The organism is Streptomyces sp. RKAG290, assembly GCF_023701695.1.
In the GTDB taxonomy this organism is placed as follows: Bacteria; Actinomycetota; Actinomycetes; order Streptomycetales; family Streptomycetaceae; genus Streptomyces.
The window spans coordinates 6,540,065-6,555,028 of record NZ_JAJOZC010000001.1 but is presented as its reverse complement, the minus strand read 5'-3'; the positions used below and the strand labels follow the sequence as shown (position 1 = coordinate 6,555,028).

At 73.5% G+C, this 14,964-nt stretch carries 10 protein-coding genes and 1 pseudogene; all 11 read left to right on the top strand.

What is annotated here, in order from left to right; genetic code table 11:
• Positions 1 to 45: 45 nt before the first annotated feature.
• The 11 genes and pseudogenes from LNW71_RS29020 to LNW71_RS28970 all read left to right on the top strand — a co-directional run bounded on the left by LNW71_RS29020 (position 46) and on the right by LNW71_RS28970 (position 14,934).
• A complete protein-coding gene (locus tag LNW71_RS29020) occupies positions 46 to 3,165 on the top strand; it encodes a hypothetical protein (RefSeq protein WP_250972179.1) in 3,120 nt (1,039 codons plus the stop codon).
• Positions 3,162 to 3,868 (top strand): annotated as a pseudogene (locus tag LNW71_RS29015) (DUF4255 domain-containing protein). Before LNW71_RS29020 ends, LNW71_RS29015 begins: the two are co-directional and overlap by 4 nt.
• Complete coding sequence (locus tag LNW71_RS29010) at positions 3,865 to 5,952, top strand: ATP-binding protein (protein WP_250970900.1); 2,088 nt, start codon at positions 3,865 to 3,867, stop codon at positions 5,950 to 5,952. Before LNW71_RS29015 ends, LNW71_RS29010 begins: the two are co-directional and overlap by 4 nt.
• 139 nt (positions 5,953 to 6,091) lie before the next feature.
• Complete coding sequence (locus LNW71_RS29005; protein WP_250970899.1) at positions 6,092 to 7,648, top strand: phage tail sheath subtilisin-like domain-containing protein; 1,557 nt, start codon at positions 6,092 to 6,094, stop codon at positions 7,646 to 7,648.
• Between the two features lie 68 nt (positions 7,649 to 7,716).
• Positions 7,717 to 8,157 carry a phage tail protein gene (locus tag LNW71_RS29000; protein WP_164560583.1) on the top strand — a complete coding sequence of 147 codons (441 nt, stop codon included), beginning with the start codon at positions 7,717 to 7,719 and terminating at the stop codon, positions 8,155 to 8,157.
• A complete protein-coding gene (locus LNW71_RS28995) occupies positions 8,154 to 8,651 on the top strand; it encodes a zinc-ribbon domain-containing protein (protein ID WP_250970898.1) in 498 nt (165 codons plus the stop codon). The genes LNW71_RS29000 and LNW71_RS28995 overlap by 4 nt, the downstream gene beginning before the upstream one ends.
• On the top strand, positions 8,648 to 8,806 hold the full coding sequence (locus LNW71_RS28990; protein WP_250970897.1) for a DUF6760 family protein: 159 nt from the start codon (positions 8,648 to 8,650) through the stop codon (positions 8,804 to 8,806). Before LNW71_RS28995 ends, LNW71_RS28990 begins: the two co-directional genes overlap by 4 nt.
• A 2,103-nt stretch (positions 8,807 to 10,909) precedes the next feature.
• On the top strand, positions 10,910 to 11,845 hold the full coding sequence (locus LNW71_RS28985) for a hypothetical protein (RefSeq protein ID WP_250970896.1): 936 nt from the start codon (positions 10,910 to 10,912) through the stop codon (positions 11,843 to 11,845).
• A gap of 39 nt (positions 11,846 to 11,884) precedes the next feature.
• Positions 11,885 to 12,310: a phage tail protein gene (locus LNW71_RS28980; RefSeq protein ID WP_250970895.1), complete on the top strand. Its 426-nt coding sequence runs from the start codon at positions 11,885 to 11,887 to the stop codon at positions 12,308 to 12,310.
• 81 nt (positions 12,311 to 12,391) lie between these two features.
• The gene (locus LNW71_RS28975; RefSeq protein WP_250970894.1) at positions 12,392 to 13,114 is read left to right on the top strand and encodes a LysM peptidoglycan-binding domain-containing protein; all 723 of its coding nucleotides are present in this window, start codon (positions 12,392 to 12,394) and stop codon (positions 13,112 to 13,114) included.
• The gene (locus tag LNW71_RS28970) at positions 13,111 to 14,934 is read left to right on the top strand and encodes a VgrG-related protein (protein WP_250970893.1); all 1,824 of its coding nucleotides are present in this window, start codon (positions 13,111 to 13,113) and stop codon (positions 14,932 to 14,934) included. Before LNW71_RS28975 ends, LNW71_RS28970 begins: the two co-directional genes overlap by 4 nt.
• Positions 14,935 to 14,964 lie beyond the last annotated feature (30 nt).

The window sequence follows — 14,964 nt, the reverse complement described above, 5'->3', positions numbered from 1 at the left end:
GGTTCCGGCGGCCGGCGGGACCGCCTGGGGAGGCTCGGCTTGTCGGTGCTTCTGCTGGTCCCCCTCCTCGCGGTCACCGGGGCCTCCGGTCCCAGCGGCCCCGGGACCACGGCGGCCGAGGCACCTGGGGCGGCCGGCCAGGGCGACACCCGGATCGCGTACGCCGGTACCCGGCACCGCAGTCTGGGCCGCGTCGCGACCACCACCTCCAGCACCCCTCTGTTCGGCGAGGGGCCGGCCCACTCCGACATCCAGCCATCGGCTCTGGGCGACCAGCTGGTCTTCGCGAGCCGCCGCGACGAGAAGAAGCCACAGATTTACCTCAGGGCCGCCGACGGGTCGGTACGGCGGCTGACCAGCGGTCGCGACGCGGCGCACCCGCGGCTGGGTCCGGACGGGCAGACCGTCGTGTTCGACTCGGCCGAGCCGGGCGCCGGCAACGGCACCCAGCGCGATCTCTGGATGGTGCGGACCGACGGCAGCGCCCCGACCCGGCTGACCGACACCCCCGTCGACGAGGAGTCCCCGACGCTCTCGCCGGACGGGCAGCGTCTGGCGTACTCCGGCGACAGCAATTCGCCGGCCGGGCAGCAGATCTACGTACGGCCCCTGCGGGGCGGCGTGGCCGTCCGCGTCAGCGCACCGGCGGACGGCACGGCGAGTGAGCCGGTCTGGAACCCGGTGGACGACGAGGAGAACCGGGACATCATCGCCTACACGGCGACCGGCGATGCCGGGCCCCGGCTGCGCTGGACGGCCGGAAACGGCAGCGGCGGCGGCCCGCTGCTGTCCGGTGCGCAGGCCGGCTGGGAGACCCACGGGGCAGCGTGGCTGCCCGACGGGGACGGTCTGCTCTTCCTCAGCCCCGACCGCACCTGTGCCTGCGAGGGCGACTGGGACCATGTGTTCCGGGTGCCGGCCCACTCGACGGACACTCCCACGCTGGTGCTCAGCGAGGACCGGGAGGTCACCGCGGCGACCTGGCTCGGGCCGGTCGACGGCGGGACCGCGGTGGTGGACCGCACGTCCGCTTCCGGTCCGCACGTGGTGACCCTCCAGGACGTCCGGACGGACGGTTCCGACCCGCGCGACCTCGGCCTGACGATCCTCCAGGAGGACCCCGCGGCCGACACCGACACCGATCCGTCCCACGACCCGCTGTTCCGGCCTGCCGCCGGGTTCGACCCCTGGACCGAGCGGCAGAACTACACGCCCGACGGCCGCCGGATCGTACTGACCCGCTTCGAGGGCCCGGCGGACGGGCGGATCGAGCGGATCTGGATGGCCGACGCCGACGGCTCGAACGCCCGGGCGATGCCGCTGGCCGGCCGCGGAGCCAAGGACTGGGACACCGACCCGACGTTCTCCCCCGACGGCAAGTACCTCGCCTTCACCCGCACGTCGCCCGGCGGGGTCGGCGACGCGGCCGGGCCGGGGCGCATCCTGGTCGCGGACGCCGCCACCGGCGAGATCCGCGACGAGATCACCCCGCCCGCCGGGCAGGCCCAGGGCGGCGACGCCCAGCCCACCTGGTCCTCCGACGGCACCACGCTGGCCTTCACCCGCGACGCGGTGATCGCAGGGGCGGGCGGCAGCCGGCACATCTGGACCGTGCCGGTGGACCACCTGGACCAGCAGCGCGACCTGAGCGCGACCGCCTGCCCCGGCGACTGCGCGGTGATCGACGACAGCCCGGCCTTCTCGCCGGACGGGACGACGATCGCCTTCAACCGTAAAAACGGCGGCGGCCTGCTCGACGAGCACAACGGCATCCTGCTCACCTCGCTGACCGGCGACGACTGCCGTGTCCTGCTGCCCGGCTCCGCACGGGATCTGCCGGGCGCCTGCGGCCGTGAGCTGCCCGACACGACGCTCTCCGGTCCGTTCCAGCCCCGGGACGCCGCATGGACGGCGGACGGCGAGAGTCTGGTGCTCACCTCCCGTGCCGGGCTGCCCGCCAACAGCCCGGAGAAGCTGCAGCTGGTGAACGTCGACTCAGGGGCCATGACCCCGCTGACGGCCGGCCTGCCGGGGCGTCAGAAGGAGCCGAGCGTCCAGCAGTCCGTGGACCTGGCACTGCAGGCGCCCGACAGGGGCGGGGAGATCGTCGTCGGCCGGACCGGCACGGTCCAGGTCGACGTGGTCAACCACGGCCCCGCCGCCTCACCCGGCACCCGGCTGACCGTCGCCCCGCCCGCGGGCGTCGCCGTGACCGGCCTGACCGCGCCCGGCGGCACCTGCGACCCCGCCGCCCTGACCTGCGACCTGGGCGTGGTGCCGCCCGGCGGCACGGTCCCGGTGACGGTGACGCTCACCGGTCTCACGCCGGGCGACCAGCCGGTCGGCTGGTCGGTCGCCGGCACCGTGCTGGACCCGAATCCCAGCGACAACACCGGCCGGACCGTGGTGCCGGTGGCCGAGGCACCCGCGCCGCCCGACCCCACACCCACGCCCACCCCGACCGTGCCCACGACACCGCCGACCACACCGCCGCCGCCCGCAGAGCCGCCGGCTCCCGAGGCCGGCCCGGGCCTGCGCGTCACGGCACAGCCGAACCCCGGATACGTCGGGGGCCGCGTCGTCGTCACGTACACCGTCCGCAACGGCCGCAACGCGCTGGCCACCGGCCTGCGCCTGCGCCTCGGACTGCCCAAGGGCATCCCGGACAACGGGCCGCCCCCGGGCTGTGACAGCCGCCGGGTGTGCGCCCTGCCGGATCTCGCGCCGGGGGCACGCACCGTGCTCCAGGTCGTACTCAGCCCGAAGAAGGCGCTCACGGCTCAGGTCACCGGTGTACTGACCACGAGCGGAACCGACGCCGACCTCGGTGACAACACCGCCCGGCAGCGGCTGCGCATCCTCCAGCCGCGGATCGTCGCGGTACCCCCGATCGGCAAGCCCGGGTTCGTGACCTCGGTGCGCGGAAAGGACTTCCCGCCCGGCGTGCCGGTGCGGTTCCGCTGGAAACCGGGGATCACCGCCGCGGCGGCCCCGACCGTTCCGAAGGCCGACGGCACCTTCATCGGCCAGCTGCTCATCCTCACCAAGGACCAGACAGGACCCCGCGTCATCACCGCGAGCGGCCCCGGTTTCTCACCGGTGCGGACGGACTTCCTGGTCGTCAACGGCAGTGTGCAGCCCCCGGACGAGGTGACGCGCCGGTGATCCACGAAGTCGACGAGGCGCTGCGCCGTCTGATCGAGGAGTCCGGTATCGCGGGTTCGGGCGTCGAGGTCGTCTTCGACGCGCCCACCAGCGACTGGGCGGCCCGTCGCAGCGCTCCCACGGTGTGCGTCTTCCTGTACGACATCCGCGAGGACAACACGCGGCGTGGCAGCAGCGCGGGCGAGGTGTACGACGACGACGGGTTCGTCGTGGCACGCCGCGCGCCGGCGCGGTGGTTCGAGCTGACGTATCTGGTCACGGCATGGGCGGGCCGGCCACAGGACGAACACCGGCTGCTCTCCCAGGTGCTGGCCTGCCTCGTGTCGACCGACACGCTGGCACCGCACCTGCTGACCGGCTCGCTCTCCGAGCTCGGCCTCATCGTGGGCCTCGACGCGGGCGGCACCGGACTCGACGCGCCTGCCGCGTCCGATGTGTGGTCGGCCCTCGGTGGGGAGCTGAAACCGTCCCTCGGGGTACGGGTACGGGCGCCACTGGCCGGTATCCGGCAGGCCGCCGCCCCGCCGGTCACCGAAGGGCTCCTGGTCCGCGCCCTGCCGCGGTCCGGGCCGGACGACGCGGAGGCGGCACGCCGCCTGCGCTACGACGAAGTGAGCCCTCCGGGCCCGGAGGGCTTCGGGGCTCCCGGGAACGCCGGCCGGCGCCCGCGCGCCGCCGACGACGAGGGGACCGTCAACCGTGACGTACACCGTGGAGCCCGGCTCCCGGGATGGGGCGGACCACGCTCCTCACCTGTGGCAGCGGCTGCAGCTGGTGGAGGAACGGGTGCGTAGGGCGGTGGCGGCCCGGCGGGCCGGTGATCCCGACCCGGACGACCCCTACCGGGGCCTGTACCTCACCCCCGCGGCGGTCGCCCGGATCCTCGACGAGCCGGGCGGACCCGGCCTGCCCGCCCCGGAGCCCGCGGTCCCGCCGGCCGGTTCCGTCCTCGACCGCCTCGCCGTGGGCTTCGGCCTGTCGCCGCTGGATGTGGACCTGCTGCTGATCGCCGTGGCACCGGACCTGGACTCCCGGTTCGAGCGGCTCTACGGCTATCTCAACGACGATCTGACACGCCGTCGCCCCACGGTCGGCCTCGCGCTGGAGCTGTGCGGGCACACCGGGATGTCCTCCGGCAGGTTCCGCCTCTCCCCCGGCGGCCCACTGGTCGAGGGCGGCCTGCTGGAGGTCGCGGAGGCCGACCGGCCGCCGTTGTCACGCGTGCTGACGGTGCCCGACCGGGTGACCGGGCATCTGCTCGGCAGTTCCGTGCCGGACGCGCGTCTCATCGAGGTGCTCGGTACGGACACCGTGGACCCGACCCTCGACACGGTGCAGGTCCAGCAGGCAGCGGCGGCAGCCGGGAGCGGCACCGGCCATGTGCACCTGCGGTCACTCGGTGGTGCACCCGAGGGCCTGGCGGGCGCCGCACTGCGGGTGTCCGGACGCCGCCCTCTGGTCCTGGACGCGGCGGCGCTCGCCCGCCGCCGCGGTGACCTGCCCTCGCTGGCCCGGGCCGCTGCCCGCGAAGCGCGTCTGACGGGTTCGGGAGTGGTCGTCGGCCCGTTGGAAGCACTGCCTGACATGCCGTCCGAACGCGCCCACGCACTGCGGACGCTGTGCACAGCACTGTCCGGAGTCCCGCTGTTCACCTACGGCTCGGACGGCTGGGACCCGGCCTGGGCCGCCCTTACGCCCGTCACCCTGACGGTGGCGCCCGCCTCTCCCGACCAGCAGGTCGCGCGGTGGCGGGACGCGCTCGAGAGGACCGCCGACGACGCTTCGGCGGCGGACGCCGACGCGCTGGCCCGGTCGGTGGCTGCCCACCGTCTGGACGCCGGGCAGCTGCGGCGCGCCGCCGACACGGCCGCACGCACGGCGTCTCTCGCCGGCCGCCCGATCGGACCCGACGACCTGCGCGCCGCCGTACGGGCGCAGAACGGAGCGGGTCTGGCCCGGCTGGCCCGCCGGGTGGAGCCCGCGGTGGGCTGGGACGACCTCGTGCTGCCGCCGCAGACCCACCGCGGGCTGCGGGAACTCGCCGTACGCTCCCGCCACCGCGACCAGGTACTCGGCCAGTGGGGCATGCGGCCGGGCGGTGGCCGGGGTCGTGGTGTGATCGCCCTGTTCGCGGGCGGGTCGGGCACCGGCAAGACGATGTCCGCCGAGGTCGTGGCCGCCGATCTTGGCATGGACCTGTACGTGGTGGACCTGTCCACGGTGGTCGACAAATACATCGGGGAGACCGAGAAGAACCTGGAGCGGATCTTCACCGAGGCCTCGGCCGTCAACGCGGTGCTGCTGTTCGACGAAGCCGACGCGATCTTCGGCAAGCGCTCCGACGTGAAGGACGCGCGAGACCGGCACGCCAACATCGAATCGGCCTATCTGCTGCAGCGCATGGAGTCGTTCGACGGCATCGCCGTCCTCACCACCAATCTGCGGGCCAACCTGGACGAGGCGTTCACCCGGCGCCTGGACATCGTGGCGGACTTCCCGGTGCCCGACGCGACCCAGCGGCTGGCCCTGTGGCAGCGGTGCCTGGGCGAGCGCCTGCCCCGCGCCGACGACCTCGATCTCGCCTTCTGCGCGGACCGGTTCGAGCTGGCCGGCGGCTCGATCCGGGCCTGCGCGGTGACCGCCGCCTACCTGTCGGCCGAGTCCGGCTCCCCGCTGACCATGCGCCAGGTGGTGGCGGCGGTCGCCCAGGAGTACCGCAAGCTCGGCCGCCTGGTGCTCGATGCCGAGTTCGGCCCGTACACGGCGCAGGCGGCGGACGGCATCTGAGGTGCACGCAACGCCCGGGGCAGACGTCCGCACGGGCAGGGCGATTGCCCCCGGGCAGGGCCCGAAGTCCTCTGCCACCGGCGGCGGCGGACAGAAAGGCTGAGAGGGACCAGAACCACAGGAACGCGAAGGAGCGAGCATGCCGACGTACCTCACCCCAGGCGTGTACATGGAGGAGGTGCAGTCCGGTGCTCGTCCCATCGAGGGGGTCGGCACCGCCGTCGCCGCGTTCGTCGGCTTCGCCGCGGACGGACCGTTCCACACCCCGACGCTTGTCACCAGCTGGGACCAGTACAGCCGGCAGTTCGGCGGCTTCGCCCAGGGCTCCTATCTGCCGCACTCCGTGTACGGCTACTTCGCCAACGGCGGCGGCGCCGCCTACATCGTCCGGATCGGTGGTTCCTCCGACGATCCGTCCGCCCCGGCCGCGAACGGGGCCGAGCCCCGCAGCCGCGCACCGCAGTCGGTGGAACTGGGCGGCTTCCTCGTCGCTGCCCGGCCCGGCGTGAGCGGTGTGTCCGTGGAGATCGCCGAGCCCGAAGGGGAGAGCCAGCCCGAGGACCGCTTCAGGGTCCTGGTCCGCCAGGGCGACCAGGTGGCCGAGACGTACGAGGCCTCCACCCGCAAGAACGTCAAGGGTTACCTCCTCAGCCAGGTCCGCGCCTCGAAACTGATCGAGGTCACGGAGCAGCGCGGCGCCACCCAGAGCAGGCCCTCGGCGCAGACGGTGGCGGTCCCCGACGCACCCGCCGTCCCCGCCCCCGCCGCAGCGGGCGAGGTCTCCCGTCTGGACCCCGCCGAATACGTCGGCGACGCGGGTGCCCGCACCGGGTTCGCCGGCCTGGAGACCATCGACGAGATCACGATGGTCGCCGTACCGGACCTGATGAGCGCCTACGAGCGCGGCGACATCGACGACGAGGGCGTACGGACGGTGCAGCTCGCCGTCATCTCGCACTGCGAACAGATGGGCGACCGGGTGGCGGTGCTTGACAGTCCGCCCGGACTGTCCGCGCAGCAGGTCCGCAACTGGCGCAACGACGAGGCGGGCTACGACTCCCGCTACGCGACCCTCTACTACCCGTGGGTGCGGGTCTTCGACCCCGCTGCCGGGCGCAATGCCACCGTCCCGCCCAGCGGTCACATCGCGGGTGTGTGGGCGCGCAGCGATGCCGAGCGCGGCGTGCACAAGGCCCCCGCCAACGAGGTCATCCGCGGCGCCGTCGATCTCGAACTGCGGCTGAGCAAGGGTGAGCAGGACCTGCTGAACCCGATCGGTGTGAACTGCGTACGGGCGTTCCCCGGCCGGGGCATCCGGATCTGGGGCGCCCGCACCCTCTCCTCCGACCCGGCCTGGCGCTACCTGAACGTGCGCCGCCTCTTCAACTACCTGGAGGAGTCGATCCTCCTGGGCACGCAGTGGGTGGTGTTCGAGCCGAACGACGACCGGCTCTGGTCGAGCATCCGCCGCAATGTCAGTGCGTTCCTCACCGAGGAGTGGCGGCGGGGCGCGCTGTTCGGCCGGACGGCCGCGGAAGCCTTCTACGTGAAGTGCGACCGCGACAACAACCCGCAGGAGTCCATCGATCAGGGCCGTGTGGTCTGCGAGATCGGTGTCTCACCCGTCAAGCCGGCCGAGTTCGTGGTGTTCCGGCTGGCGCAGTTCTCCGACAGCACCAGCCTCGTCGACGAGTGAGACACGGCTCCGCCACCCGGCTCCGGTACCTCCGGGGCACGCGACATTACGAAAGGTGACTGACAGTCATGGCAGAGGGCGATGCTCTTTCCACCCATATCTTCGGTGTGCAGCTCGGCGGCTACCTGGTCGAGTCGATCCAGGAGATCAGCGGACTGACCGTCGAGGAGGAGGTCGTCGAGGTCCGGCAGGTCAGCGCGGAGGGCAAGCAGATCATCCGCAAGCAGCCGGGCGCCCGCCAGGCCGGTGAAATCACGATCACCCGGGGACTCGACCAGAGCAGCGAGTTCACCAAGTGGATCAAGGAGACCCTCAACAACGGCGCAGTGGACACCGCGCGCCAGAACCTCACCATCGAGATCAAGGACTCCACCGGTGAGACGGTCCGCCGCATCCAGCTGATGCAGGGCTGGGCCTCGAAGTGGGAAGGCCCCTCGCTCAAGGCGGGCGAGTCCTCCGCGGCCACGGAGTCCGTGACCATCGTGTTCGAGGAAATCGTCGTCGAATGAGGCGTCGTACGGTGACAGCGGGCAACCTGGACGAGATCCTCCAGGCCACCACGCCCGCGGCGGATGCGGGAGAGCCGGTCGCCCCTCCCCCCGTCGCCCCTCCCGCGTCCGGTCGGAACCACGGCCTGCGCACCGAGTTCGAGTTCGAGCTGCCGCGCGGGTACGTCGACGAGGCGGGCACCGTCCACCGCCACGGTGCCATGCGCCTCGCGACCGCCCGCGACGAGCTGCGTCCACAGATCGACCTGCGGGTCAAGGAGAATCCGGCGTATCTGAGCGTGGTGCTGCTCAGCCAGGTGATCACCCGGATCGGCACGGTCACGGATGTGCACGCCGGTGTCGTGGAGCGGATGTACGCGACCGACGTCGCGTTCCTGCAGGACTTCTACCGGCGCGTCAACAGCGAGGGACACACGCGTGCGGCCGTCACGTGTCCGCACTGCGAGGGCGGCTTCGAGGTCGACCTCTCCGGTGGGCGCCTGGGGGAATCGTGACGTACGCCCTCCCCCGGCTGTGGGAGGAGGTCGCGTACATCGCCTATCACTTCCACTGGCCACGCGAGGAGATCCTCGACCTGACCCACGGCGAACGCCAGAAGTGGGTCACCGAGATCGCCCGCATCAACACCCGGGTGAACGAAGGTGGTTGAGCGCATGACATGGCGGGACAGAGTGCGTCGCGCACGCGGCACCGCCGGTCCGGACACCCCGGCCGTGCGACGCCCGGACGCCGCCGCCGGGGGGCAGGCCGGCCCTGCCGCGCCGGTGTCCGCCGTGCCCGGCGACTGGGACGGCGGCTGGCGCCGAACCGCCCCGCCGCAACTCACCCTGGCCCGGTCCCCCATGGCGGTCAGCGACGGGCTCGTCTTCCGTGCGGGCCTCGCAGCATGGCGCGACCCGTCGTTCGACACGGGCCTCGCGCACGGCCTGCTGCCCTCGGCTCCGGGCGGCCTCGTCCACGGGGTGGCCCGCCCGGCAGCCTCGGCTCCCGCCTCCCACAGCGGAGGCGGTCCGCTGCTGTTGCGCGCTCTGTCACCGGCCGGGGAGGAAGCCGAATCCACTGCGGGCAAGGGCGATTCGGACGTACCGGTCCTTCCGGGTGCGCGCAGCGAACGCGCGGCCCCGGAGGGCGGCCGCCGCTCTCCGGCTGCGCGGGCGGACAGCCGTGCACGGGCGGCGGCCCCCTCGGGCGCCCGCTCCGCGGTGACTCCCGCGCAGCCGCAGGGGCAGCCTCAGCTCGACCTGCCACCGGTGCGGCGGACCTCGCGGGACGACGATCGGTCATCTCGCACGCGTACGCCCAGCGCCGAGGACCGGGGCACCACCCCTGACCCGTCGGCGGCGCAGCCGCACACGCCGCCCCGGTCGCAGCCGCCCCGGATACAGCCGCCCCGGATACAGCGCCGGGCACGTGACGACGCCAGGGCACCCGAGGCGGCAGCGTCCGGCACGTCCGGCAGCGGCGCCACGGACCCGAGCGCGGCCCCGCGGTCATCCGGCACCTCGACTCCTTCGGGCGGCCGTTCACACTCCGGCCGGGCGGACCACTCCGATTCGTCTCCCGCACCCGCGCCGGTCCAACAGCAGCGCGGTCTCCCGTTCGAGCACACCGCGACGGTGCTGAACACCTCCGCGTCGGCCCCACGGAAAACCGCTGGGCCGACAACCGGAGCGACGCGCGTCCGCGACGCCGTCTCGCCCAGCCCGACCCGGTTCCCGCTGGTCCGCCGTATCGCGGTGGTTCCCGATGCCCGCCCCGCCGGAGCCACGCCCGGAGCCCCGCCCGGAGCCGCTGCCGTCGCGGGCCACGGCCCGATGCCACCGGCGGCCCGCACGGCACCACCCCGGTCCGGGGGGAAGCCCACCGGGGCCCCTGCCGCGCAGCGGGAGAACGAGCCGGGCCGGGCCGGCTCCACCGGCCCGGTCACGGCCCGGCCGGCCGTCCGCCCGCGTCCGGTGAGCCGCCCTCTGACCGTCGCGCGGCGCACTGCCGCACCGGTGCGCCGGGTGCCCGCGGTGCGCCCTTCCGCCCCATCGGCAGGAACCCGGAACGCGTCGACCGACGTTGCGGCCCACACTCGGAGCAGCGCGCCTGCCGGAACTCCGGCAGCCGACCCCGCGGAAGCGGCACAGCCGGTCGTGGAGGCGCCCGTTCAGCGCGCGACCGGCCGTCCCCCGTTGGGCGCACCGTTGCCCGGACTCCCTTCCACGGCTGCGCCGTCGGCGTCTCAGGGCGCGCCGGGGGCAGTGCGCCAGGCCCCGCGCTGCCCGTCGTGCAGAGCCGGGCGGACGACGTGGCCGACCGGCGTCCGGCGCGGTCCGACGGCGGCGGCCGCAACGCGCCCGCCACGCCGTCGGCGTCCGGCGTGTCCGCCCCGCGCGGCGACACCACCCGGTCCGGTTCGACGCGCCCGTCCGCCCCGAAGCAGTCCGGGTCCCGCCCGCGCACCGGGCTTGGCCCCCCTCTTTCCACGCTGCCGCCCAGCGCCGCTCTGCCCGTACCCGGCTCCCGTGTCGCGCGCGCCTCCGGTCCGGATTCCCGGTCGGCCGTACAGCGCACATCTGCGAGCACCCCTGCCACTTCGGCCACACCGGCGTCCGCCGACGCGGCGCTCCCGGACACGCCGTCCGGCGGACGTCCCCGCCAAGCTCCCCTGCTCGGGCCCTCTCCCGCGTCGGACACCTCGCGGGAGGGCGCACCCGGCACCGGAGCAACCCGCACGCCCGGCGCTTCCACCGGCCCCGGTGCGCTGGTGCGACGCCGGGCCACGGGCGACGTCGAGCCCGTCCGCACGGCTTCGCACCCGCGCGCCACCGGCGATGTCGAACCCGTCCGCACGGCCTCGCACCCGCGCCCCGGCGGTGGGGCCCCGGGCACCACGCACCACGCCCGGCCCGCTCCTCTGGTCGTCGCGCGCGCCGTGGCGGATGCGGCGGGTGTCACCACCCCGGGCGCCGAAGCAACGCCCGCGGCTCGGCCCAGCGTCCAGCTCCTGACAGCGCGCCCGCTCACCCTCGGCACCGGCACCGGCACCGGCACCGGCACCGGCACCGGCTCGATGCACGCCCCCGGCACTCCCGACCGCGCCCGCCCGGTGGTCGCGGCACGCTGGCCGCGTGGGACGGACGCGCCCGGCAGCGGCAGCGCGACGCCCCTTGGCGTACACCTCCCGCAGCACGCCACCTCGGTTGCGCAGGTCCAGCGCGTCACCTCTGCGGCCCCGCCGCGGTCACCACACGTCGTACGCCCCGAGCCCACCGCGCTGCCACGCGTGGTGCCGGTGGCCCGCCCGGCCGGAGCGGCACCGGCGCGCCCCCTGCCCGTGACCGGCCCCTCGCCCCGGCTTCCCCCGGTGCAGCCCTCTCCGGCGGCGCCCCCGCAACGGACGGCTCCGCTGCGGGCCGCTCCGCCGACGCCTGCCACCCCGGCCTTCGTCCAACGCGATCCGGACCGGACCGAGGGCGCCACGCACACCGACGGCGCCGCGACCGCGGCGCAGCCGGCGCAGGGCCGGAGCGCCACCGCTCAGGAAGTCCGCCGCAGCTCGCACGGGAAAGCCGCGCAGGACGCGGGACCCGACCTGGACGATCTCGCCCGGCGCCTGCTCGACCCGGTGGCCCGCCTGCTGCGCACCGAATTACGGCGCGGCCGGGAACGGACGGGCAGGCCCTTCGACGGGCGCCGCTGAGCACCACGCACGAGGAACAGACGACAGGACGACGGACTGATGACGGACAACATCTTCGCGACGAGCGTGTTCTTCCGCCTCGCCATCGGCGGCAACGACCTGGGGGCCTTTCACACCTGCTCCGGTATGGGCGCCGAGGTCGAGATGGAGAGCTACGCCGAGGGCGGCAACAACGGCTTCACCTGGCAGCTGCCCGGGCGCGTGACCTGGACGAACATCACTCTCACCCGTCCCGTCACGACCGACACGGCGAAGATCGGCCGCTGGCTGGACGAGACGCTGCGACGGGTGGAGCCCAAGGACGGCGAGATCGTGGCGCTGCGTCCCGACCTGAGCCGGATCATCAGCTGGCAGGTGTACGGAATCGTTCCCGTGCGGTGGCAGGGACCGTCCTTCGACCCGGCCAACTCGGCGGCGGCGGTGGAGACCCTGGAGATCGCCCACCAGGGGCTGACCCCGTCCTGACGCACGGCAGCCTCCCCGTCCCAGCCATGGGTTGTCCCTCCTCACCGCCCTTCGAACCCGCTCAGGAAAGGAACGCACACGATGTCCCCAGCGGTCCGTACCAGCCGGGTCAGGGCCCAGCTCACCCTCAAGGAGCCGCCGACCTCGGTGGGGGCCAGGCCGGGCGGCACGATCGCCCGGCTGAACCTTCAGTTCAACCCCTCGACGCTCGAACTGAGCAAGTCCACCGAATGGCGCCGCACCCCCTCCAGGATGGCGGGCCAGTCCGCACTGCCGGAGTTCGTCGGCAGCGGTCCGCGCACGCTGAGCCTCGAAGTGTTCCTGGACGCCACCGCCACCCATGACAACTCCGTGGAACAAGCGGTGGAGAAGCTGATGAAGGCATGTGTGCCCACTCCCGCGAGCCTGGGCCGGAAGAAGCCGGCGAGTCCCTGGGTGCGGTTCGAATGGGGTACCGCACGCACCACGTCGTTCGACGGGGTCCTGTCCAGCCTGTCGGTGTCGTACAAGCTCTTCGACGTGGACGGAAAGCCGCTGCGGGCCACCTGTTCGCTGTCCATAGAGGAAGCGAGTGTCGATCCTCCGGGGCAGAACCCCACGTCGGGCGCGCGCAGCGCCCGCAGTACGCACACGGTGGTGGCGGGCGACAGCCTGGCCATGCTGGCCTGGCGCGAGTACGGCGACGCCACCGCCTGGCGGGCCATCGCGGAGGCCAACGGCATCGACGACCCGATGGCCCTGCGCCCCGGCGCCGAACTCATGGTGCCGGGCGTACGGGACGCCTCGGGCGAGGAGGACTCGTGAGCACACCCGGAGCACCCGGAGGCCGGTCGTTCGCGGCCGACCCCGTCATCGAGGCGCCCGCCGAACTGCCACCTGCCTGGGCGGCGCAGCTGGTGAGCTGTGTCGTGGACGAGAACGTCGGTCTGCCGGACACGGCGATGCTCACCTACCGGGACCCCGACCACGAGTTCCTTGGCGCGACCGGCATCACCATCGGCACGCCCCTGCGGGTCTCGGTGGTGACCGTGAAGGGGCAGGCGCGCGAGCGGCTGTTCGACGGCGAGGTCACGGCCCTCGAACTCGACCGGGACAGCACGGGCACGTTCACCGTCGTACGGGCCTACTCCAAGGCCCACCGCCTGCAGCGCGGCCGGAAGGTGGTGGCGTACCGGAACATGACGACCGCGGCGATCGTCCGCAAGGTCGCGGCCGGCGCCGGCCTGGCCTGCGGGAAGGTCGAGGCTCCGGCCGTCACGCACAAGCAGCTGTCGCAGGCCAACGTCTCCGACTGGGACTTCCTGCAGTATCTGGCGGGCGAGAGCGGCGCACAGGTGCGCGTCGACGACAAGGGCAAGCTGCAGTTCACCCGTCCGCTGAAGGCATCCGGTGCGCCCGCGCCCTCGACATCCGCCGCCGGCAACCCCCTGGTCCTGGAGTACGGGCGGAACCTGCTGGCGCTGAGGGCCGGGCTCTCGGTCGCCGACGCGGCGGCGAAGGTGCAGGTGCGCGGCTGGGACACCACCACCAAGCGGCCGTTGGTCGCCGAGCAGGCGTCCGTGGTCAGCGGGGCGGTGGTGCCGGGCCTGAACCCGGCGTCCGTCGCCCGGTTCGGCAAGTCGACGCAGCTGACCGTCACCGACACCCCGTACCGTACGCAGGCCGAGGCGACGGCGGTCGCCCGGGCGACGGCCGAACAGGTCAGCGCGCACTACGCGGAGCTGGAGGCGGTGGCCGACGGCAACCCGATGTTGCGCGCGGGCAAACCGATCGCGCTCGGCAACGTGGGCACGGCGTTCTCCGGCAGGTACACGGCGACAGCCGTTCAGCACGTCCTGGAACCGCACGGCGGCTACCGGACCACACTGTGGGTCAGCGCCAGCCCGGACCGGTCGCTGACCGGCCTGGTCACCGGCGCCAACGCGCCCGGCCGCGGCCCGCGCATCCCCGGCCTGGCGATCGGCGTGGTGACGGACGTCCGCGAACCGAACGGCTCCGAACGTGGCGCGGTCCGGCTGAAGTTCCCCTGGCTGGACGACATGTACGTCACCGACTGGGTTCGCACCGTGCAGTGGGGCGGCAAGGGCGGGGGCGGTGTGGTCAGCCCCGAGGTCAACGACGAGGTGCTCGTCGGATTCGAGCAGGGGCTGCTGGACAGCCCGTATGTCATCGGCGGCCTCTACAACGGCGTCGACAAGCCCTCGCCGCACGACGTACCGCTGATCGACAAAACGAGTGGCAAGGTCAACCGCCGTTCCGTGGCGTCGCGTTCGGGTCACCGCGTGGAGCTCCTCGATGCCGCGGCGCCCGGCCCTTCGGGGCTGCGCCTGGTGACCGGGGACGAGCTCCTCGAAGTACGCATGGACGACCGCCGGGACCGGATCGAGGTCACCGTGTACGCGGGACCGAAACGAGCCGCGACCTCCGTCGTCCTGGACAGGAAGAACATCACCCTGGACGCCGGACAGGGGACGGTGACCGTGCGGGGACGCAGGGTGGACATCACGGGAACGGCCGGCGTCGACATCAGCGGCCGGAAGGTGGGGGTGTCCGGGCAGTCGGAGGTCACCGTCGACGGCGGTCTGCTCGGGATCCTCAAGGCGAAGCTCATCCGGATCAACTAAGCCCACTGCCGAGGCCGTTGCCCCGGCCTG

Excerpts from the sequence above, each read along its gene's own strand:
- LNW71_RS29005 (WP_250970899.1), top strand. The coding sequence starts at position 6,092 with ATGCCGACGTACCTCACCCCAGGCGTGTACATGGAGGAGGTGCAGTCC.
- LNW71_RS28975 (WP_250970894.1), top strand. The coding sequence starts at position 12,392 with ATGTCCCCAGCGGTCCGTACCAGCCGGGTCAGGGCCCAGCTCACCCTC.
- LNW71_RS28995 (WP_250970898.1), top strand. The coding sequence starts at position 8,154 with ATGAGGCGTCGTACGGTGACAGCGGGCAACCTGGACGAGATCCTCCAG.
- LNW71_RS29000 (WP_164560583.1), top strand. The coding sequence starts at position 7,717 with ATGGCAGAGGGCGATGCTCTTTCCACCCATATCTTCGGTGTGCAGCTC.
- LNW71_RS28980 (WP_250970895.1), top strand. The coding sequence starts at position 11,885 with ATGACGGACAACATCTTCGCGACGAGCGTGTTCTTCCGCCTCGCCATC.